Annotated in this window: 17 protein-coding genes; 7 read left to right on the plus strand and 10 right to left on the minus strand. The window is 65.0% G+C overall.

Annotation, left to right across the window (positions count from 1 at the left end; translation table 11 throughout):
- Positions 1-37: 37 nt before the first annotated feature.
- The 8 genes from B5V02_RS34935 to B5V02_RS34970 form a co-directional block, all read right to left on the minus strand.
- A complete protein-coding gene (locus B5V02_RS34935) occupies positions 38-2,104 on the minus strand; it encodes a 3-hydroxyacyl-CoA dehydrogenase NAD-binding domain-containing protein (protein ID WP_111548484.1) in 2,067 nt (688 codons plus the stop codon).
- 371 nt (positions 2,105-2,475) lie between these two features.
- On the minus strand, positions 2,476-3,423 hold the full coding sequence (locus B5V02_RS34940; RefSeq protein WP_111548485.1) for an ABC transporter permease: 948 nt from the start codon (positions 3,421-3,423) through the stop codon (positions 2,476-2,478).
- A gap of 2 nt (positions 3,424-3,425) precedes the next feature.
- The gene (locus B5V02_RS34945) at positions 3,426-4,406 is read right to left on the minus strand and encodes an ABC transporter permease (protein WP_167458791.1); all 981 of its coding nucleotides are present in this window, start codon (positions 4,404-4,406) and stop codon (positions 3,426-3,428) included.
- Between the two features lies 1 nt (position 4,407).
- Positions 4,408-5,877, minus strand: a complete 1,470-nt coding sequence (locus B5V02_RS34950) for a sugar ABC transporter ATP-binding protein (RefSeq protein ID WP_111548487.1) — start codon at positions 5,875-5,877, stop codon at positions 4,408-4,410.
- 49 nt (positions 5,878-5,926) lie between these two features.
- Entirely contained in the window at positions 5,927-6,940 is a 1,014-nt protein-coding gene (locus B5V02_RS34955) for a substrate-binding domain-containing protein (RefSeq protein WP_111548488.1), read from the minus strand.
- Between the two features lie 97 nt (positions 6,941-7,037).
- A complete protein-coding gene (locus tag B5V02_RS34960; protein WP_111548489.1) occupies positions 7,038-7,928 on the minus strand; it encodes an SMP-30/gluconolactonase/LRE family protein in 891 nt (296 codons plus the stop codon).
- Between the two features lie 174 nt (positions 7,929-8,102).
- Positions 8,103-8,837, minus strand: coding sequence for a response regulator transcription factor (locus tag B5V02_RS34965; RefSeq protein ID WP_111548490.1), 735 nt, complete (start codon positions 8,835-8,837; stop codon positions 8,103-8,105).
- Positions 8,837-10,123, minus strand: a complete 1,287-nt coding sequence (locus tag B5V02_RS34970) for a sensor histidine kinase (protein ID WP_111548491.1) — start codon at positions 10,121-10,123, stop codon at positions 8,837-8,839. The genes B5V02_RS34965 and B5V02_RS34970 overlap by 1 nt, the downstream gene beginning before the upstream one ends.
- A gap of 151 nt (positions 10,124-10,274) precedes the next feature.
- Here B5V02_RS34970 and B5V02_RS34975 point away from each other — a divergent pair, with 151 nt between their 5' ends.
- The 7 genes from B5V02_RS34975 to B5V02_RS35005 all read left to right on the plus strand — a co-directional run bounded on the left by B5V02_RS34975 (position 10,275) and on the right by B5V02_RS35005 (position 19,184).
- Entirely contained in the window at positions 10,275-12,716 is a 2,442-nt protein-coding gene (locus B5V02_RS34975) for a glucan 1,4-alpha-glucosidase (RefSeq protein ID WP_111548492.1), read from the plus strand.
- A gap of 25 nt (positions 12,717-12,741) precedes the next feature.
- Positions 12,742-13,761 (plus strand): phosphogluconate dehydrogenase (NAD(+)-dependent, decarboxylating), encoded by a 1,020-nt coding sequence (gene gnd / locus B5V02_RS34980; protein WP_111548493.1) that lies wholly within the window; start codon positions 12,742-12,744, stop codon positions 13,759-13,761.
- 23 nt (positions 13,762-13,784) lie between these two features.
- Complete coding sequence (gene zwf, locus B5V02_RS34985) at positions 13,785-15,161, plus strand: glucose-6-phosphate dehydrogenase (protein ID WP_111548494.1); 1,377 nt, start codon at positions 13,785-13,787, stop codon at positions 15,159-15,161.
- Between the two features lie 14 nt (positions 15,162-15,175).
- Positions 15,176-15,880, plus strand: coding sequence for an ROK family protein (locus tag B5V02_RS34990; protein ID WP_111548495.1), 705 nt, complete (start codon positions 15,176-15,178; stop codon positions 15,878-15,880).
- Positions 15,881-16,095: 215 nt separating this feature from the next.
- On the plus strand, positions 16,096-16,554 hold the full coding sequence (locus tag B5V02_RS34995) for a Ros/MucR family transcriptional regulator (RefSeq protein WP_111548496.1): 459 nt from the start codon (positions 16,096-16,098) through the stop codon (positions 16,552-16,554).
- Positions 16,555-16,681: 127 nt separating this feature from the next.
- The gene (locus B5V02_RS35000; protein WP_111548497.1) at positions 16,682-17,782 is read left to right on the plus strand and encodes an aminotransferase class I/II-fold pyridoxal phosphate-dependent enzyme; all 1,101 of its coding nucleotides are present in this window, start codon (positions 16,682-16,684) and stop codon (positions 17,780-17,782) included.
- A 160-nt stretch (positions 17,783-17,942) separates the two neighbouring features.
- Positions 17,943-19,184, plus strand: a complete 1,242-nt coding sequence (locus tag B5V02_RS35005; protein WP_111548498.1) for an MFS transporter — start codon at positions 17,943-17,945, stop codon at positions 19,182-19,184.
- Between the two features lie 17 nt (positions 19,185-19,201).
- Here the strand turns inward: B5V02_RS35005 and B5V02_RS35010 are convergent, their stop codons facing one another.
- Together B5V02_RS35010 and B5V02_RS35015 are read right to left on the minus strand one after the other, a co-directional pair.
- Complete coding sequence (locus B5V02_RS35010) at positions 19,202-19,918, minus strand: glutamine amidotransferase (RefSeq protein WP_111548499.1); 717 nt, start codon at positions 19,916-19,918, stop codon at positions 19,202-19,204.
- 18 nt (positions 19,919-19,936) lie between these two features.
- Positions 19,937-20,416 carry a tellurite resistance TerB family protein gene (locus B5V02_RS35015; RefSeq protein WP_111548500.1) on the minus strand — a complete coding sequence of 160 codons (480 nt, stop codon included), beginning with the start codon at positions 20,414-20,416 and terminating at the stop codon, positions 19,937-19,939.
- Positions 20,417-20,429 lie beyond the last annotated feature (13 nt).

Here is a 20,429-nt window from a genome sequence, read left to right on the forward strand (position 1 = left end):
AGAGCGGTTCGGCGTTTCCGTAAGATGATGAACCGCTCTACTCCCCGGCTTCCCAGGAACCGGTCTCGGCCATTCGCTTGAGCAACGGCGCCGGTTTAAAGACTTGCCTTCCGGTGCGCTGATGCCAGTACTCGAGCCGCTCGATGATCTTGGCCGCCCCTTCAAGTCCGGCCCAGAACATCGGGCCGCCCTTGCCGACGGGAAAGCCGTAGCCGTTGACCCAGACGACATCGATGTCTGACGCGCGGGCCGCGATCCCTTCCTCCAGAATCCTGGCGCCCTCATTGACCAGGGGATAGAGCGTGCGTTCGATGATTTCTTCCGCGCCGACCGCCCTCAGTGCGATGCCCTTTTCGGCCGCCTTGTCGCGGATCAGCGCCTCGACCTCGGGATCGGGCACTGCGGTGCGTGCGCCGGCCTCGTAGAGATAGTAACCGCGGCCGGTCTTCTGGCCGAAACGTCCTTGTTCGCACAGCGTGTCTGCGATCACGGCCGTCTGGCCGCGCGCCTTGCGGTTGCGCCAGCCGATGTCGAGGCCGGCGAGATCGCCCATCTGGAACGGTCCCATCGGCCAGCCGAAATCGGTGAACGCCTGGTCGACCTGGCGCGGGGTCGCGCCCTCGAGCAGAAGCGCCTCGGATTCGGCGCCACGCGCCGCCAGCATGCGGTTACCGACAAAACCGTGGCAGACGCCGACGACGACAGCCACCTTGCCGATCCGCCGCGCCAGGTCGACGACGGCAGCCAGCGCATCGGGCGCGGTCTTCTCGGCCCGCACGATCTCCAAGAGCTTCATGACATTGGCCGGCGAGAAGAAATGCAGGCCGAGCACATCCTGCGGGCGCGAGGTCGAGGCGGCGATCTCGTTGATGTCGAGATAGGAGGTGTTGGTGGCGAGGATCGCACCCGGCTTGGCTGCCGCTTCGAGCCTGCCAAAAACCTCCTTCTTGACCGTCATGTCCTCGAACACCGCCTCGACGATCAGGTCGCAATCGGCGAGATCGGCATAGTCGGTGGATCCCGTGAACCGGGCGAGCCGCTGCCGCTTGGCGTCTTCGGTCAATGAGCCGCGTGTGACGGAAACGGCATAGTTCTTGTCGATGGTCGCCAGTCCGCGCCGCAAGGCCTCCTGGCTGGTCTCCAGCAAGGTGACGGGATAGCCGCCATTGGCGAAGGCCATGGCGATGCCGCCGCCCATCGTGCCGGCGCCGATGACGCCGACGCGGGCAATCCTGCGCTTGATGAAATCTTTGCCGGGAATCTTTGCCGCCTCACGTTCGGCGAAGAACAGATGCCGTTGCGCGCGCGACTGGTCGCTGGCGACAAGCTTCACGAAGAGCGCACGTTCCGCCGCCAGCGCTTCGTCGAAGTGCAGCGTGACGGCATTGCGCACCGCCTGCGCGCAGGCGATCGGCGCCTCGAGGCCGCGCGCCTTCTTGGCAAGGTCCGCTGCCTCGGTGTCGAAGGCGGCCAGGTCAGTTGTCTTGAGCCCTTCATCGCGATCGCGCACCGGCGTGAAGGGACCACCCTTGCGGGCTATTTCCCTGGCGAAGTTCACGGCATGCGTGGTCAGATCGCCTTCGAAGACGGCATCGACCAGACCGGCCGCATGCGCCTCTTCAGCACCGATCGACGCCCCGGAAACGATCATCTTGAGCGCCTTCAGCGCGCCGACAAGGCGCGGCAGCCGCACCGTGCCGCCGCCGCCCGGCAAAAGGCCGAGCTTTACTTCCGGCAGGCCGAGCTTGGCGCCGGCATCAGTGACGCGAAAATGGCAGCCGAGCGCCAGCTCCAGGCCGCCACCCAGCGCGGTGCCGTGAATGGCGGCGATTGTCGGCTTGGCGATGGTCTCAAGCGTCGCCACGATGGCGCGCAGTTCGGGCTGCTGCACCGGCTTGCCGAATTCAGTGATGTCGGCGCCGGCAACGAAAGTTCGGCCGGCACAGGCGATGACGATGGCCGCTACCGACGGATCATCCCGCAACTCAACCAGAGCCTGCATCAGCGGTTCGCGAACGTGGAAGCTCAGCGCATTGACCGGCGGATTGTCGATGATGACGATGGCGACATCGCCGTCCCGGCTGACCTTCAGGAAATCGGACACGCAAAACCTCCCAGCGATGGTGAGCGGCCGTGGCCGCGCGGACCGGATTTACAGCGCCATGACGCGGATGGGAACCCGATGCCGGCCTGGCACAATGATTCCCAGCTTTGAATACTTCAATGGCCCGACATCAGCTCGGGGAAGAGCGTGCGCCTGAGAGCATCTGCACGCCGGCGTGGGTCGAGGCGTCTGCGGTTTTCGGAGGTGTGTTGAGATTCAGGTCAGGCCGAGCCGGAGTCGAAGACGGGCGCGAAGCGACCAAACAAGGTGGGATTCGAGAACCGGAGCGGAGCGTACATTCGGGTACGTGAGCATCGGAAGCACAGAAACCCGCCGTTTGCAGGCCGGCATCACCTGAATATCAACACACCTCAACGCAGCGCCTTCTGCCCACCCGCCGCCGTGATCACCCCGACAATGATCAGCCCCGTCAGCAGCAGCCGCACGCCGGCGCTGACGCCGAACGTGTTGAGCATGGTCAACAGCAGCACCAGGAACAGGGCCGCGCCCCAGACGCCCGGCACGTTGGCCTTGCCGCCAGCCACCGATGTGCCGCCGATGACGACGACGGCGATCGAGGCCAGCAGATACTCGTTGCCGATGTCGACATTGGCGCCCCGGAAATAGCCAGCGAGCAGCGCCCCGTCGATGCCGCCGAGCGCACCCGACAGCGTGTAGGTGAGGAAGCGGATGCGGCCGACATTGACGCCGGCGAGCCATGCGGCACGGATGTTCTGGCCGATCGCCAGCACCGAGCGGCCATAGATCATGCGCTGCAGCGCGATCGCCGCACCGATGGTGAACAGCACGGTGAGGATCGCCAGCACCGGAATGCCCAGCACCTGCCAGTTGGCGAAATCCGCGAAGCCCGGCGGCGGCTTGATCTGCAGCCCGCGCCCATAGCTGATGTCGATCGACTGGATGATGAAGCTGGCCGACAGCGTGGCGATGATCGGCGGGATGCGCAACGCCCAGATCAGCAAATAGTTGGCGGCGCCGATCGCAACCCCCGTGGCGAGCGCCGCCAAAAGCCCGACCGCGATCATGGAGTCGTTGCCGTCCATCACCTTCATGGCGACGGCACTGGCAAGGCCGATATTGGCCGGCAGCGACAGGTCGACATTGCCCGGCCCGAGCGTGATGACGAACATCTGGCCGACACCGACGATGACGGTAAACACCGCAAGCGACAGCGCCGCCGTAACCATGCCGCCGGCGCCATAGCCACCGGTGAAGACGATCGTCGCCAGCCACACCAGCAAGGCGCCGAGGAACGACCAGATCCAGGGTTTGGCAAGCAGTGGTTTCAACACGGCCATGGCTACCTCTCCCTGCGGCTGATCAGGACGCGGGCCGCCAGCACGATGATAAGGATGGCGCCATTGGCGGCCACCTGCCAGTCGGGCGGAATGTGCATGAAGGTGAGCAGAGGCGAGGCGGCGAGCGCCAGTGTCAGCGCGCCGATCACCGCGCCGATCGGCGACACCCGGCCGCCGACGAACTCGCCGCCGCCGAGGATGACGCCGGCGATCGCCAGCAGTGTGTAGCCATTGCCGATATTGGCATCGGCCGAAGTGGTGATGCCGATCAGCGCCATGCCCGACAGCACGCCGAACAGGCCGGCCAGCGCAAACAGCACGATCTTGGTCTTGAGCAGCGACCAGCCGGCGCGCCCGAGCGCTGCCGGATTGCCACCGGAGCCGCGCAGGATCACGCCGTAGGAGGTGCGCATCAGGCCGAAATGAACGATGAGGCCGATCAGCAGTGCGGCAATGATCGGGAATGGCACGAAAGGCGGCTTGAATGCCATGAACGCCAGCAGCCAGTCCGGTGCCTTGCCGCCGGGTTTGGGCAGGACGAGAATGGCCAGCCCCTGCCAGACGAAACTCATGCCGAGCGTCACCACGATCGAGGGCAGGTTGCGCAGATGGATCAGCGCGCCGAGCAGCGCATAGACGCCGATCGACCCGAGCAGGATGACGACGCCAACGAGCGGCGCGTCCTTCAGCCAGGTCGCGGTGACGCAGCCGACGAAACCGACGAAGGTGCCGATCGACAGGTCCAGCTCGTTGCCGGCGATGACGAACATCTGCGCGATCGTCGCCAGCGCGATCGGGATCGCCAGGTTCAGCATCAGGCTGAAGCCGAAATAGCTGATGGCGCGCGGGTTGAGCCAGGCGATGGCGAGCAGCACCAGCGCCAGCGACAGCGCCGGCAGCAGCCCGCGCAGCAGGCGCGCGCGCGCCAGCGCGCCACGCTCGGCGGAAGTCTTGGCGGTGGTGTCGAGGCTGGCGGCCGTCATCTCAGGCCGCATCGCCGAACGAGGACTGGATGATCTTCTCTTCGGTCAGTTCGTCGCGACGCAGATTGGCGACGATGCGGCCGTTCTTGAAGACATAAATGTGGTCGCAATTGTCGAGCTCTTCGGTTTCCGTGGTGTACCAGAGGAAGGTGCGGCCGCGCCTAGCCTCTTCGCGCACGAGCTCGTAGACCTCGAGCTTGGTGCCGATATCGACGCCGCGCATCGGGTCGTCCATCAGCACGATCCCAGCGTCGGAGCCGAGCGCCCGGGCAAACAGCGCCTTCTGCTGGTTACCGCCTGACAGCGAGAGGATGTTGTTGTTCATGTCCGGCGTGCGGATGCCGATCTTCTTCTGCCAGAATGCAGCCAGCTCGGCCTCGCTCTGCGGCGAGATCAGCAGCCCAGTGCGCAAACGCGCCAGCGAGCGGATGCCGATGTTCTGCGCAATCGACCATTGCGGGAAGATGCCGTCTGACTGGCGGTCGCCGGCCACCAGCGCCACCGGCGCGGTCACCTCGATGCCGGCCTTGGTGCGCGATGCCGCCCCGAAGATCGCCAGCAACAGGTCCGTCTGGCCGTGGCCAGCCAGCCCGGCAAGGCCGATGACCTCGCCGGCGCACGCGACAAGGTCGGTGCCGTCCTTCTGCCCGGCGGGTCGCGCCCGCACCCGCAACGGACTGGCTCCAGGTTTGGCGGCGGCAACTTCGGCGGCAATCTTCTGGCGCGCTTCCGCTCCGCCCATCGCCGTCACCAGCCGGTCGCGGTCGAACGCACCAGCAGCGTCAGCGACAACCACCTTGCCGTCGCGCATCACCACGATGCGGTCGGCGTTCCGCAGCACTTCGCCCAGCACATGCGAGATCAGGATGCAGCTTTTGCCGCCGGCGACGAAGCGGCGCACGAAGGCCAGCAGCTGGCCGGCCGTATGGGCGTCGAGCGACGATGTCGGCTCGTCGAGGATGACGAGGTCGAGCCGGTCCTGGGTGACGGTAAAGGCGCGCGCCACCTCGACCATCTGGCGCCGGCCGATCGACAGGTCGCCGACAATGTCGCCCGCCGAGATGCTGTGGCCCGGAAAGATCTCGTCGAGCTTGGCGGCGATCAGTTCGGCTGCCTTGCGCCGCCAGCCGAAGCCGCGCAGCGACGCGTGGTTGATGCGCGTGTTCTCGGCGACGCTGAGATTGGGGCACAGCGACAATTCCTGGAAGACGCAGCGTATGCCGAGCTGCTGCGCCCGCGACACCGAGTAATTGTCCTCGATGCCGCCATGCACGCCGATCTGGCCGCTGTCGGGCATCAGCGTGCCCGCCACCATGTGCATCAGGGTCGACTTGCCGGCGCCATTGTGGCCGACGAGGCCGACGCATTCGCCGGGGCCAACGTGGAAATCCACGCCGCCCAGCGCGCGAACGGCGCCGAAATGTTTTTCGGCGCCGTTCAGTCTGATGATGTCAGCGTTCCCTGCAACCATGCTCAACGATATCCGCTCGGCGATACGGACGGCAACGCTTGTCCGACGCTCACTTGATGTTGGCTTTGATGGCCGCGATCGCGTCCTCTTGCGTGTACTCGTGGCTGGCGACGCCACCCTTGACGATCTTCGGCAGCTCGGTTTCGAAATCGTCTTGGGTGAAGGCCAGATACGGCACCAGCAGATCGTGCGGGATGTCGGTGCGACCGTCGAGCACCTGCTGCGCCACCCAGAAGGCCAGCGATGAGACGCCCGGCGCGATCGAAGCCGACCACGTCTTGTAGCCGTCCTTGTCCTTCTGCTCCTTCCACCACTGCAATTCGTCCTGGCGGTTGCCCATGATGATGGTCGGGCGCGGCTTGCCGGCGGCGGCAAAGGCCTGCGCCGCGCCATAGCCGTCACCGCCCTGGTCGACGATGCCGACGACGTCCGGCAGCGACGGCAGGATGGTCGCAACTGCCTTCTGTGCCGTCGTCTGGTCCCAGTCGCCGGTCACCGAACCGACGATCTTGAACTCGGGATGGGCGGCCACACCTTCGAGGATGCCGGCATGGATGGCATCGTCGATCGAGGTGCCGGCCAGGCCACGGATTTCCAGCAGATTGCCGCCCTTGGGCTGGAACTTGGCCATCTGCTCGACTTCCTGCTTGCCCATGTCCTTGAAGTCGACGACGACGCGATAGGCGCAAGGCTCGGTCACGGTGCCGTCGAAGGAAACGACGGTGATGCCGGCGTCACACGCCTGCTTGATGGCGCCGTTGAGTGCATCCGGGGAAGCGGCGTTGATGACGATCGCATCATAGCCCTGCAGGATCAGGTTCTGCACCTGGGCCGCCTGCGTCGGCACTTCCTTGTCGGCGGTGGTGAAGATATCGGCTGCGCCGACGACCTTGTCCGCGACCGCCTTCTTGGTGACGATGCCATAGCTGTCGAGCATAGCCTGCCGCCAGGAATTGCCGGCATAGTTGTTGGAGAAGGCGATCTTCTTGCCACTGGTGTCGGCCAGTGCGGTGCCCGAGGCGAGCATTGCCGCCAAGGCGCCCAAGACGAACAGTTTCTTCATGTCGTAATCCTCCCAGATGATGTTTACTGCTGCAGTTCCCGCCGGTTTTGACCCCGGCCTCACTCCCAATCTGATTTGAGCACGGACGGTCCCGAACTCAAAACAGTCTCAATCCCGGCACGCGCACCCGGAGCCGGTACAGCGACGTCGATGCGGCGATGTAGAGGCTCCTCAGGTCGTCGTCGCCGAAGGTGAAATTCGCGCAGTCTTCCGGCGTCCGGATGACACCCAGAATGGCGCCCGAGCCGTCGAAGACATGGATGCCGCCGGGGCCGGTGCAATAGACGTTGCCGCGGCTGTCGATCTTCATGCCGTCTGGCGCTCCCGGCCCGTCGCCCTCGGTCACCGCCCACACCGCACCGCCGTTGAGATCGCCATCCGCCTCGACCCCGAACACCCTGATGTGTCCGCGTTCGGTGTCGTTGATGAACAGCCGCGACTCGTCCAGCGAAAAACAAAGCCCGTTCGGCTGGACGAAATCATCGGCCAGCAATGTCAGCCGGGTGCCATCGCCATCGATGCGGTAGACACCCTGGAAGGACAACTCCTGCGGCCGCGGCACGCCGTAGAATTCCACCCTGCCATAGCCCGGATCGGTGAAGTAGATCGATCCGCCGGTGGCAACGACGATGTCGTTCGGGCTGTTGAGCTGCTTGTCCTGGTGGTGTGTGGCAAGCACGGTCACGCTGCCGTTGGGCTCGGCGCGGGTCACCCGGCTCGTCGCGTGCTCGCAGGTGACCAGCCGCCCCTGCCGGTCCAGCGTGTTGCCATTGGCCTTGTGGCTGGGCTCACGGAACAGCTCGATCTCGCCCGCGGCGCTGCGCCGGTACATGCGGCTTTCCGGAATGTCGGAAAAGACCAGCCACTTCTCGTAGGGATGCCACACCGGCCCTTCGAGGAAACCGAAGCCACTCGCCAGCGTTTCGATCGTCGCATCGCCGACGACGTCGTCGAAGCCGGGATGGCGGGCTCGCGCCGACGCCGACATCACTGGCTCCCGGCGGCGTGAGCAGCCGTGCGAATCCGCATGGTGACGAATGGCATGAGCGCTTCCCCGATATGTTTTCTTGTTGGGGATCGAAGGTAGTTGCGGCACCGGCGTGGCGATACGGGTCAAAGCGCAGGGACGACTGTGCATTTGCACAGTCGTCCCTGGCTAGAATTAGTGCTCGGGCGGCGCCTGCGCCAGCCAGGCATCGAGCCGGTCCTGCTCGCGGCGCAGCGCGTCGATGTTGATCAGGCCGCGCGCCATCGCGAGATAGATCGCCCGCGTCCGCGAGTTGAACACGGAAGCATCGCTGGCGCCGTCCTCCGCCGGCACGATGCCGAGCTTGTCATAGACATGCTTGATGCGGCTCTGCGCTCCGCGGATCGACAGGCCGCGGCGCGCCGCAATCGCCCGGTCGGTCAGGCCGAGCGCGATGTCGATCAGGCTTTCATACTCGCCGTCGGTGATGCCCTCGAACTTGTCCTGGACGCGGTGCTGGATGCCGCGGATCTCGCGGTCGATGATGCAGTGGCCTTCGCGGAAAACGCCGCGCAGGGCCGAGCGCATGCCTTCCTCCGTCGCCGATTTGAGCACATAGCCATAGACCGAGCCGGGCGGCACGATGCGCGCCACGCCGCGCACATAGGCCTCGTCGGCGAAATTCGACCAGAACAGGATGTGCGTGCCGGCGCGGCGGTTCCAGATCGCCCTGGCAACCTCGATCCCCGTTGCCTTCGGCATCTGCAGATCGAGCACGACATGCGGCGGCTCGCGCTCGGCCGCCAGGTTGATGGCGTCTTCGCCGTCGCTCGCTTCGATCACCTCGACGTCGCCGGGCCACAATTGCTCGACGGTGCGACGCGCGAATGTGCGGTGCAGCCCGTCATTTTCGGCGATCATCACAAGCATCACATGGCCTCCGACACGGCGAGCTGACCGGGCACCGTTGCGGCCGCCGCAACCGGCAATTCCCGCGACGGCTGGCGGTCGATCTCGACGACGACACGGGTGCCGCCGCTCTTGCGGCCGGCCTGCCCGATGCGCAGCCGCGCGCCGATAAGGGCTGCCCGCGTGTGCATGTGGCCAATACCGCCATGGGCGGCCGGATCGACGGTGCCGCAGCCCTGGCCGTCATCGGTGACGATCACCCGCAGGACGCTCGCGGTCGACGCCAGCAAAACATCGATGCGGCGCGGCGCGGCGTGACGAACGGCATTGTTGATCGCTTCCTGGACGATCCGGTAGAGCGCGGTGCGGACGGGCTCCGGCAGGCTGTCGGCGCCGCCGTCACTGGTGTCCGCGATGCGCACGGCGATCGGCGGCTTGGCTCTGGCGACGCTGCGGTTGAGATGCGCTTCGACCGCGTCGCGCAGGCCGAACAGTTCGAGCACACTCGGCCGCATGTCGTCGACGATGTGGCGCAGTTCCGTCAAGCAGCCGGCGACCTCCTGCTCGAGGTCGGCAAGCTGCGCCGCCCGCGCCACGCCCTGGCCGCGCAAGGCCGAAAGCTGGCGGGCGATGCGGGCTAGGTCGGCAAGCGTCTGGTCATGCAAATCCATGGCCATGCGCCGGCGTTCGCGCTCCATGCCTTCGGTCAGCTGAGAGGCGCCGACGCGCAGCAATTCGACACGATTGCGCGCCTCGCTCTCGGCAAGCATGGCGCGGCGCGCCTCCTCGGTCTGGATCAGCGCGAAGATATAGGGCGCGATCAGATCGGCGCATTGCTGGGCGACCGCGACATCGGCAAGCGTGTAGCAGCCGACCTCGTGCCGGCTGATGTTGAGGGCGCCGATGATGCCGCCGCGTGCCCTGAGCGGCACGACGATGCGGCTGCGCAGCCTGGCGGCGAAGATCGGCCCGTCAATGGCCGTGGCGAAATGGAAGCGCTGGTCGCGCAGCGCGTCGTCGGCAAGCAGGTAGGGCACCTCGCCCCACAGCACCGAGCGGATCGGGCTGACTTCGGTCGGCAGCGGATGCTGGGCAAGCTCGCTCCAGCTGGTGTGGAAGCCGGCTTCATAACAGGCGTGCCTGCGCCCGTCATGCGACAGCACCGCCAGATCCATGTGGTCGTGCGGAATGAGCGTGCCGATCTCGATGGCTGTCGCGCGAAACGCCGTGCCGGGATCGATATGGCCGGCAAGCGCCCGCGAAATCGCCAGCAACCGGTCGATCAGGACCAGGGACACCTCCGGCATGGCTTCGCGATCCTCCCGTGCCGGGAATAGTGGACGCTACGCGGCGCCGCTGTCAACGAGGACGCCATTGGCGGTGGCGATCACTTTGCAGTGCAATGATTGAAAAGGGTTCGCGTCCTGGTCTAGGGAAGGGTCAGGAGACCGCGATAGAATGCCAGTGACGCCAACCGTTGCTCCGGGCGCCCCGGGAATTCCGGCCCGCTGGACGTCAAGCGCCAAGAGTGGCGTCGGAACGTCCCTTTCGCCGGCCGGCCAGATCTGGTTCACGATCAGCCATGGCATCCTCAACGAGATCTACTATCCGCGCCTCGACAGCGCCTGCACGCGCGATTTCGGCCTGATCGTCACCGGCCCCGACGGCTATTTCTCCGAAGAGAAGCGCGATGCCGCGCACGCCATCGAACCATTCGAGAACGGCGTGCCGGCCTACAGGCTGGTCAACACCGCCGGCGACGGCGCCTATCGGATCGAAAAGAGCATCCTCGCCGACCCGGCGCGGCCCGCTTTGCTGCAGGAGATCGTTTTCACACCGCTCAAGGGTGCCGCCAGCGACTACCGTGTCTACGCCTTGCTGGCGCCGCATCTGGTCAATGCCGGCATGGGAAACACCGCCTGGGTCGGTGACCACAAGGGAAAGCCTGTGCTGTTCGCCACGGGGCGCGGCACCTGCCTGGCGCTGGCCTCGTCGCTGCCCTGGCGAAGCTGCTCGGCCGGCTATGTCGGCGCCTCCGACGGCTGGCAGCAGCTCCACAACACCGGCAAACTCGATCCGACTTGCCGGCGGGCCGAGGACGGCAATGTCGCGCTGACCGGCGAGATCGGTTTTTCTACTGGCAAGTCAAAAGCGTTGCTGGCGTTGGGTTTTGGCGCGACGCCCGACGAGGCTGCTGAAAATGCCTTCGCCAGCCTGAAACGAGGCTTTGAGCCCGCCGCAAAATCCTACGTCGAGAAATGGCGCAAATGGCAAAAGGGCCTGCTGCCGCTGGACCGGCATGCCGCATCCGGGATCAACTTCTATCGCGTCTCGACCGCTGTCCTGGCGACGCACCGGTCGATCGCCGTGCCGGGTGCGGCGGTCGCCAGCCTTTCGATTCCGTGGGGCTTCAACAAGGGCGACGACGATCTCGGCGGCTATCATCTGGTCTGGCCGCGCGATCTGGTCGAAACGGCAGGTGGCTTTCTCGCTGCCGGCGACGCCGCGTCGGCCCTGCAAATCCTTGACTATCTGCACTCCATCCAGCAGCCGGACGGACGCTGGCCGCAGAACGCCTGGCTCGATGGATCGGCCTATTGGCCAGGCATCCAGATGGACGAATGCGCCTTCCCGCTGCTGCTGGCCGATGCGCTGCATCGCGCAGGACACCTGCCGCGTGCCAGGCTCGCAGCCTTCCTGCCAATGATCGAGCGCGCCGCCAGCTATGTCGTGCGCAACGGACCCGTCACCGGCGAGGATCGCTGGGAGGAGGATGCCGGCTACAGCCCGTTCACGCTGGCCGTCGAGATCGCCGCACTGCTCGCCGCAGCGGACCTGCTCGACGCCTGCGGCAAGCAGAGCGCGGCGGCCTATCTGCGCGAGACCGCCGATGTCTGGAACGACCAGGTCGAGCGCTGGACCTATGTCACCGGCACGGCACTCTGCCGGCAAGCCGGCGTCGACGGCTACTACGTCCGCATCGCACCGCCCGACAGCGCCGAGGCCGGTTCGCCGAAGGACGGCTATGTCCCGATCAAGAACCGGCCGCCCGGCGATACCGACCGTCCAGCCGAGGCAATCGTCAGCCCGGACGCGCTGGCGCTCGTCCGGTTTGGCCTGAGGGCAGCGGATGATCCGCGCATCGTCGACACGGTCAAGGTCATCGATGCGCAATTGCGCTGCGACCTGCCGCAGGGACCGCTCTGGTACCGCTACAATGGCGATGGCTATGGCGAACACGAGGATGGAGCGCCGTTCGACGGCACCGGCCAGGGCCGGCCCTGGCCGTTGCTGGCCGGCGAACGCGCCCATTACGAGCTGGCGGCGGGGCGCAAGGACAAGGCGGCGAGCCTGCTGGCCGCGCTGGAAGGTTCGGCCGGACCGGGCGGCCTGTTGCCCGAACAGGTCTGGGACGGCGCCGACCTGGCTGAGCGCGAACTGCTGCACGGTCGTCCCTCGGGCAGCGCCATGCCGCTGGTCTGGGCGCATTCGGAGTATATCAAGCTGTTGCGCTCGCTGCGCGACGGCGCGGTCTTCGACATGCCGCCGCAAGGCGTCAAGCGCTACATCGAGGACAAGACTGTATCGCCGCTCAGGACATGGCGGTTCAACAACAAGATCCGCACGATCCCGGCCGGCAAGACGCTGCGCGTCGAGCTGCTGGCCCCGGCGACGGTTCGCTGGAGCACCGACAATTGGGCAACCGCCGTCGACAGTCAGACGACAGAGAACGCTTTCGGCATCCATCTTGCCGATCTGCCCACGGCCAACCTCCCCAGCGGAAGCACGCTGATCTTCACTTTTTTCTGGTCCGGAGCCGGTGATTGGGAGAATGTCGACTTCTCCGTCATATCAGGCGAGCAGGATAGCCAGTCGATCCTTCCTCGACAAACCCCGTAAATCTCCAGGAAACAGGGACGAAACCATGCAGATCGGAATGATGGGACTGGGCCGGATGGGCGCCAACATGGTCCGGCGCCTGATGCGCGACGGCCACCAATGCGTCGTCTATGACATCAACCCGGCCAGCGTCGCCGCGCTCGTAACCGACGGTGCGTCGGGAGCGGCATCCCTTGCGGAATTCGTCGGCAAGCTGGCCAAGCCGCGCTGCGTCTGGCTGATGCTGCCGGCTGCAATCACCGGCAAGATCGTCGATCAGGTCGCCGCCCTGATGGAACCCGGCGACATTATCATCGACGGCGGCAATTCCTATTACCATGACGACGTCGACCGGGCGGCGAAGCTCAGGGACAAGGGCATCAGCTATGTCGATGTCGGCACCAGTGGCGGCGTCTGGGGCCTCGATCGCGGCTACTGCCTGATGATCGGCGGGCCTGACGAGGCGGTCCAGCATCTCGATTCGATCTTTGCCACGCTGGCGCCCGGCGCCGATGCCGGCGCGCCCGCTCCCGACAAGGCCGCCGCCGGCACGGCACCCTTCGGCTATCTGCATTGCGGCCCGAGCGGTGCTGGCCATTTCGTCAAGATGATCCACAACGGCATCGAATACGGCGTCATGGCCGCCTACGCCGAGGGCATGAACATCCTCAAGGCCGGCAATGCCGGCAAGGTCAAGCGCGCCGCCGACGCCGAGACCAGCCCACTGCAGAACCCGGAATATTATCAGTTCGACTTCGACCTCGCCAACGTCGCCGAGGTCTGGCGGCATGGCAGCGTCATCGGCTCCTGGCTGCTCGACCTGACCGCCGGCGCGCTCAAGTCAGACGCCTCGCTGGCGAGTTTCGGCGGCCGCGTCTCGGATTCCGGCGAAGGCCGCTGGACGCTGAAGGCGGCGATCGACACCGGCGTGCCGGCGCCGGTGCTGTCCTCGGCGCTGTTCGACCGCTTCTCCTCGCAAGGCGAATCCGAATTCGCCGACAAGCTTCTGTCCGCCATGCGCTATGCGTTTGGCGGCCATGTCGAAAAGCCGAAGTCCGGCTCGTGACAGCCGGCAGGGGAGACAATTTGATGAGCCAGGAACGGTCCGATACGCTGGTGCTCTTCGGAGCGACCGGCGACCTCGCCCACAAGAAAATATTTCCAGCGCTTTACCAGATGGTCGCCAAGGGCACGCTGACCGAACCGGTGATCGGCGTCGCGTTCGACGCCTGGGACCTCAAGCAATTGCAGGCGCGCGCCCGCGACGGCATCGTCGATGCGCTCGGCAAGATCGACGAAAAGGTGTTCGCCAAGTTCGCGTCGCTGCTGCGCTACGTCAGCGGCGACTACCGCGATCCGGCGACGTTCGAGAAACTGAAAAACGCGCTCGGCACCGCCCAGCGGCCGCTGCATTACATGGCCGTGCCGCCGACCATGTTCGAGACCGTCGTCCAGGGGCTCGAGCAATCGGGCACGGCGCATGGCGCGCGGCTGATGGTGGAAAAGCCCTTCGGCCACGACCTGCAATCGGCGCGCTGGCTGAACCGGGTCCTGCATCTGGTGTTCGACGAACAGTCGATCTTCCGCATCGACCATTATCTCGGCAAGGAAGCGATCCAGAACCTGCTCTATTTCCGCTTCGCCAATTCCTTCCTCGAGCCGATCTGGAACCGCAACTTCGTCGAGAGCGTGCAGATCACCATGGCCGAGGATTTCGGCGTCGAGGGGCGTGGCCGCTTCTATGACGATGTCGGCTGTATCAGGGACGTCATCGAGAACCATCTGCTCAACATCCTGTTGCTGCTTGCCATGGAGCCGCCTGTCGGCCGTTCGGCCGACGATTTGATCGACGAGAAGGTGCAGGTGCTGCGCGCGATCCGCACGCTGACGAAGGACGATGTCGTGCGCGGCCAGTTCACCGGCTATCTCGCCGAACCCGGCGTGGCGCCGAACTCACCGGTCGAGACCTTTGCGGCGGTGCGTTTCTTCGTCGACACCTGGCGCTGGCAGGATGTGCCGTTCTTCATCCGCGCCGGCAAGAACATGCCCGTGCATGTCACCGAGGTGGTGGTGCGGCTGAAGCGGCCGCCGCTCGACGTCTTCGACCCGATCAAGCCCGCCGACCAGAACTACGTCCGCTTCCGCATCGATCCGCAAGTGGTGATCGCCATCGGCGCCCAGCGCAAGGCGCCGGGCGACGACATGATCGGCGAACAGGTCGAACTGACGGCGCTTGACGACAGCAAGAGCGACATGCCGCCCTATGAGCGGCTGATCGGCGATGCCATGAACGGCAACGGCCAGCTGTTCACCCGCCAGGACGCCAGCGAGCTGGCCTGGCGCATCGTCGGCCCGGTGCTTGGCGACACCACGCCGCCGGACCTCTATGAACCGCTCACATGGGGTCCGGCGGACGTGATGGCCGGGTTCGGGCCGCCCAATGGCTGGATCGATCCGGTAAAGTGAGTGGAGGTGGCACAATGGCCAAGGCGATGAAGCAGCCTGCATCGGACGCTGAGAAGATCGTGCTTTCGATCGATATTGGCGGCTCGCACGTCAAGATCCTCTCGAGCGCCGGCGGTGCGGAGCGCCGCGCCGACTCGGGACCTGGCCTGACGCCGCAGCAGATGACCGATGCGGTCAAGAAGCTCGCCGAAGGCCTGTCCTACGACGTCATCTCGATGGGCTACCCCGGCCCGGTCAACCACAACAGGCCGCTCACCGATCCTGCCAATCTCGGCAAGGGTTGGGCCGGCTACGATTTCGCCGCGCAGTTCGGCAAGCCGGTGAAGGTGGTCAACGACGCGCTGATGCAGGCCATCGGCAGCTATGAGGGCGGCCGCATGCTGTTCATCGGACTGGGAACCGGCCTCGGCGCGGCGATGATCGTCGACAATGTCGCCCAGCCGATGGAACTCGCCCACCTTCCCTACAAGAAGGGCAGGAGTTTCGAGGACTATGTCGGCGAACGCGGGCTGGAAAAGCGCGGCAAGAAGAGATGGCGCAAATATGTGTTCGACGTCGTCGACCGGCTCCGCGCCGCCATGCAGCCTGACTATGTCGTCATTGGCGGCGGCAATGTCGACAAGCTCGATGAATTGCCCACCGACTCGAGGCGCGGCGACAACACACGCGCCTTCGAAGGCGGCTTTCGTTTGTGGCGCGACAAGGCGCTGATAGTCTGATATTATTATTGTTTAATATAGTTGTTCAAAATAACGTGTGCCGCGGCATCAAGTCATTGCGCTGCGCAGATTTGCCGACTAGGAATTTCGCGCCACAACAACGCCGCCCGTCCCGTGGATGCACAAAGGACGCCGCAGCATTTTGATTTTGCGCATGATCCTTTCCGGGAATCGAATCCGATTTTCAGGTCATGCGCTTTAGACGGAGAAATAGATTGACCGACGATAGCAACAGCGCCCGTAAAGACATCGACCTGCTCGAGCTGACCGCTCATATCGTGTCCGCTTATGTCGAGAAGAACCGCTTGCCCGTTTCAGGTCTCGCCGATCTCATCGCCAGCGTCAGCGCTTCGATAAGCGGGCTCGGCCAGCCGGTGGTGCCGGTGGCGGCGCCGCTGGTCCCGGCGGTCAACCCCAAGAAATCGGTGACACCGGACTTCATCATCTGCCTCGAAGACGGCAAGAAGTTCAAATCCCTGAAGCGTCACCTCGGCGTGCATTTCGGCCTGACGCCGGATGCCTATCGCGCCAAATGGGGCTTGCCGTCGGATTATCCGATGGTCGCTCCCAATTATGCCGCTTCGCGTTCGCTGCTGGCGAAGTCGATCGGCCTCGGCCGCAAGGCCGCCCCGAAGCCGGTCGTCAAGGGCAGGAAGGCCAAGGCTTCGGCCTGAGGCAATTCCGCACTGAGCCAATAGGCTGAGCCAATGGATTGATTGGAGCCTGCCGGCGAATCCGCCTTGGCAGGCTTCATGTTTTTGTGGCTTGGATGAATCGGACGGATTCTTTTGGGGGAGAGCCATGAACTACGCCAGGATGGTGATCGAGAAAGAGGCGCCGGAAGAATACGGCTATGACCGGATCCGCTACAATCTTTCCGAAAGCTCGATTGCCGACCAGAAACTCTCCGACATCGGCCTGTCCTTGCCCGATCTCACGCTTTTTTACGGCGAGCATCGCGGCGACAAGGAGTTGCGCGCGCTGATCGCGGCGCAGGATGCCGGCATCTCGTCCGATGATGTCCTTGTCACCGCCGGCGCTGCCGGCGCGCTGTTCATCATCTCGACCTCGCTTTTGTCGGCGAGCGATCATCTCGTCGTCATCAGGCCCAACTACGCCACCAACATCGAGACCCCAAGGGCGATCGGCTGCGCTATCAGCTTTGTCGACCTAGCCTTCGAGGACGGCTTCGCCATCGATGTCAGCCAAGTCACGGCGGCGATACGGCCGAACACCAGGCTGATCAGCGTCACCTGCCCGCACAACCCGACCGGCACGATGATGGACCGGGCCGAACTCGATGCGCTGGTCGCGCTCGCCGAAAGCAGGAACTGCCATTTGCTGGTCGACGAGACCTACCGCGACCTTTCCTATGGCAAGCGCCTGCCGTCGGCGGCATCGCTGAGCCCGAAGGCGATCAGCGTCTCGTCGCTGTCCAAGGCCTTCGGCATTCCCGGCATCCGCATCGGCTGGCTGATCACCAGGGATGCGGACCTTCAGGAGAAGTTCCTCGCCGCCAAGGAGCAGATCGGCATCTGCGGCAGCGTCATCGACGAAGGCATCGCGCGTGGCATGCTGCAGCGTCGCGACGCCTTCCTGGCAAGGCTGCTGCCCGAAATGGCCAGGCGCCGCGATATCGTCCAGGTCTGGATCGACCGCGAGCCGCTGGTCGACTGGGTGCGACCCGAAGGCGGTGTCGTCGGCTTCCCGCGCCTGAATGTCGATCCCGGCTTCGATCTCGACCGGTTCTATGTGAACCTGCTGGAAAACCATGGCGCCTATGTCGGACCCGGCCACTGGTTCGAAATGGAAAAACGCTTCTTCCGCGTCGGATTCGGTTGGCCGACGGAAGCGGAGTTGAGCGGCGGCCTCGACGCCATCTCCGCGGCGCTGCGGCAGTAACGTCCTCGTGCAATCAAAGGAACAGGGTGAAAATTCCTTGATCCAGCCCTGATTTTAACGCACACCCCGGCTCGAACTTTGTTAGAAGTTCCCTTGGCCGGAACAGCGCCCATCCGGGAAGTGCCCCGCCGGCCGATGCTACTACAACGGGGCCATATCCATGACATCCCAATCCAATATTTCGCCGGACCAGCGCTATGCCGCGTTCCGCCACCGCTCCTTCCTGAGCTATTGGGCGGCGCGTTTTCTCACCACATTCGCCACCATGATCGTGTCCGTCGCGGTCGGCTGGCAGATGTATGACCTGACCCGGGACCCGCTTGATCTCGGCCTGGTCGGCATCGTCCAGTTCCTGCCGTCGCTGTTGCTGGTGCTGGTCACCGGCGTCGTCGCCGACCGCTTCGGCCGCCGCCTGATCATGGCGCTGGCGGTGGTGGTGGAGGCGATCTGCGCGCTGACGCTGCTGTTTCTGACGCTGCACGGCATCAGCGGACCGCTGCCGATCTTTGCCGTGCTCGCCATGTTCGGCGTCGCCCGTGCCTTCTTCGGCCCGGCCTCGGCCTCGCTGTTCGCCAACCTGGTGCCGCCTGAGGATTTCGCCAACGCCATCGCCTGGAATTCGTCGGCCTGGCAGACCGCGACCATTGTTGGCCCTGTCGCCGGCGGCCTGCTCTATGGCGTGTCGGCGGAAGTCGCCTATGGCACCGCTGCCGTCCTGATGCTGGCCTCCGGGCTGCTGATCTTCACCATCCCGAAGCCTTCGCAACGCATCGAGACCGAAAAGCCGACGCTGCAGAATCTGTTCGGTGGGTTCAGCTATATCTGGGGCGAGAAGATCGTGCTGGGCGCCATCTCGCTCGATCTGTTCGCCGTGCTATTGTCGGGCGCCTCGGCGCTGCTGCCGATCTACGCGCGCGACATCCTCCAACTTGGCCCCTGGGGCCTCGGCCTGCTGCGCTCGGCGCCCAGCGTCGGCGCCATTTGCGTCGCGATCTGGCTGGCCGGGCATCCGCTCCGCAACCACGCGGGCATGATCATGCTAGCCTCCGCTGCTTCGTTCGGTGCCTTCACTGTGCTGTTCGGCCTGTCGACGATCACCTGGCTGTCGATCGTCGCCCTTGCCTTCCTCGGCGCCACCGACATGTTCAGCGTCTACATCAGGGAAACCTTGATCCAGCTGTGGACACCCGACCATGTGCGTGGCCGTGTCAACGCCGTCAACCAGGTCTTCGTAGGCGCCTCCAACGAGGTCGGCGAATTCCGCGCCGGCACGATGGCGGCGTTGATCGGCACAGTGCCGGCCGTCGTGGTCGGTGGCATCGGCGCCATCGCCGTCGCCGGGCTGTGGATGGTACTGTTCCCGCAACTGCGCAAGGTGCGCCACCTCAACGGGCGAAACTGACGCGCGCCGTCGTAGCCCTATCGCACCGCCGGCTTGCCGAAGATCATGCGTAGGAATTCGTCCAGCCAGCGCTTGAGATGCATGTCCCAGATCAGCCGGCCGCCGAGATGATCGCGGCCGGGCTGCGCTCCGGGTAACTCGAAGCGATGCGCGCCGCGCACCACCCAGCGCTGCATCATCGCCCTGGTCAGCTCGCCATGGAACTGGATGCCCCAGGCATTGTCGCCATAGCGAAAGGCCTGGTTGGGGTAGGTCTCGGCCGTTGCCAGCAGCGTCGCGTCCCTGGGCAGCGAAAAGCCCTCGCGGTGGAACTGGTAGACCATTTCAGGCCAGTGCATCAGGTTCTTGCCGGCTTCGGTCGCCTTCAGCGGATACCAGCCGATCTCGACCAGCCCATCGTCGTGACCCTCGACCTTGCCGCCGAGATGGTTGGCCAGCATCTGCGCACCGAGGCAGATGCCGAGGAACGGCCGGTTCTCCCTGAGCGGTATTTCCAGCCAGGCGGTCTCGCGACGAACGAATTCGTCCTCGTCATTGGCGCTCATCGGCCCGCCAAACACCACCGTGCCGGCGTGGCCGTCCAGCGTTTCCGGCAAGGTATCGCCGAGCGGCGGACGACGGATATCGAGCTCGAAGCCCTCTTCCAGGAGCATGTGGCCGACGCGTCCGGGGCTCGAATTCTCCTGATGCAGCACGATCAGGATCTTTGGCTTCGAGCTCGTTTGGCGCGGCATGGGCAGGCGAAATCCCGTCTATTCGTCGCTCGATGTTCCGGTGGCGCCCGGTGCTTTCGCCGCCGCCTTGCGGCGCGCCTCGACGCGGTCGCGGCGTTCGACGCCGATCAACTCGGCGACGCGCCAGACCGTGTTGTCCTCCAGCTCGTGCAGCTCGCCATCGGCATAGACGATCTCCCACATCAGGCCGATGAAGGCCTTGCGCGCATCGGCATCGAGGTGGCGCTTCAAGACACTGGTGAAGGCATAGAGATCGATCGCTTCATTGTCGGCCCGCTCGCCGGCAGCGGCGAGGGCTTCGAGCTCGGCGCCGCTGATCGAGTAGCTCTCGGCCAGCACCGCCTTGAACCGCTCCCACTCGACATCCTGGCGCACACCATCGGCATTCATGACGTGATAGAGGAGCGCCGAAGCCGCAACGCGCGGATCATCGGTGCTGGCATGCGTGCCGACGCCGGCCGGCAAATCCCTGAGAAATGACAGAACGCGTTCAAACATAAATCCATTCCTT

It is taken from the genome of Mesorhizobium kowhaii (assembly GCF_003253745.1).
Taxonomy (GTDB): domain Bacteria; phylum Pseudomonadota; class Alphaproteobacteria; order Rhizobiales; family Rhizobiaceae; genus Mesorhizobium; species Mesorhizobium kowhaii.

Excerpts from the sequence above, each read along its gene's own strand:
- B5V02_RS34940 (WP_111548485.1), bottom strand. The coding sequence starts at position 3,423 with ATGGCCGTGTTGAAACCACTGCTTGCCAAACCCTGGATCTGGTCGTTC.
- B5V02_RS34945 (WP_167458791.1), bottom strand. The coding sequence starts at position 4,406 with ATGACGGCCGCCAGCCTCGACACCACCGCCAAGACTTCCGCCGAGCGT.
- B5V02_RS34950 (WP_111548487.1), bottom strand. The coding sequence starts at position 5,877 with ATGGTTGCAGGGAACGCTGACATCATCAGACTGAACGGCGCCGAAAAA.
- B5V02_RS34955 (WP_111548488.1), bottom strand. The coding sequence starts at position 6,940 with ATGAAGAAACTGTTCGTCTTGGGCGCCTTGGCGGCAATGCTCGCCTCG.
- B5V02_RS34960 (WP_111548489.1), bottom strand. The coding sequence starts at position 7,928 with ATGTCGGCGTCGGCGCGAGCCCGCCATCCCGGCTTCGACGACGTCGTC.
- B5V02_RS34965 (WP_111548490.1), bottom strand. The coding sequence starts at position 8,837 with ATGCTTGTGATGATCGCCGAAAATGACGGGCTGCACCGCACATTCGCG.
- B5V02_RS34970 (WP_111548491.1), bottom strand. The coding sequence starts at position 10,123 with ATGCCGGAGGTGTCCCTGGTCCTGATCGACCGGTTGCTGGCGATTTCG.
- B5V02_RS34975 (WP_111548492.1), top strand. The coding sequence starts at position 10,275 with ATGCCAGTGACGCCAACCGTTGCTCCGGGCGCCCCGGGAATTCCGGCC.
- gnd (WP_111548493.1), top strand. The coding sequence starts at position 12,742 with ATGCAGATCGGAATGATGGGACTGGGCCGGATGGGCGCCAACATGGTC.
- zwf (WP_111548494.1), top strand. The coding sequence starts at position 13,785 with ATGAGCCAGGAACGGTCCGATACGCTGGTGCTCTTCGGAGCGACCGGC.
- B5V02_RS34990 (WP_111548495.1), top strand. The coding sequence starts at position 15,176 with ATGGCCAAGGCGATGAAGCAGCCTGCATCGGACGCTGAGAAGATCGTG.
- B5V02_RS35000 (WP_111548497.1), top strand. The coding sequence starts at position 16,682 with ATGAACTACGCCAGGATGGTGATCGAGAAAGAGGCGCCGGAAGAATAC.
- B5V02_RS35005 (WP_111548498.1), top strand. The coding sequence starts at position 17,943 with ATGACATCCCAATCCAATATTTCGCCGGACCAGCGCTATGCCGCGTTC.
- B5V02_RS35010 (WP_111548499.1), bottom strand. The coding sequence starts at position 19,918 with ATGCCGCGCCAAACGAGCTCGAAGCCAAAGATCCTGATCGTGCTGCAT.
- B5V02_RS35015 (WP_111548500.1), bottom strand. The coding sequence starts at position 20,416 with ATGTTTGAACGCGTTCTGTCATTTCTCAGGGATTTGCCGGCCGGCGTC.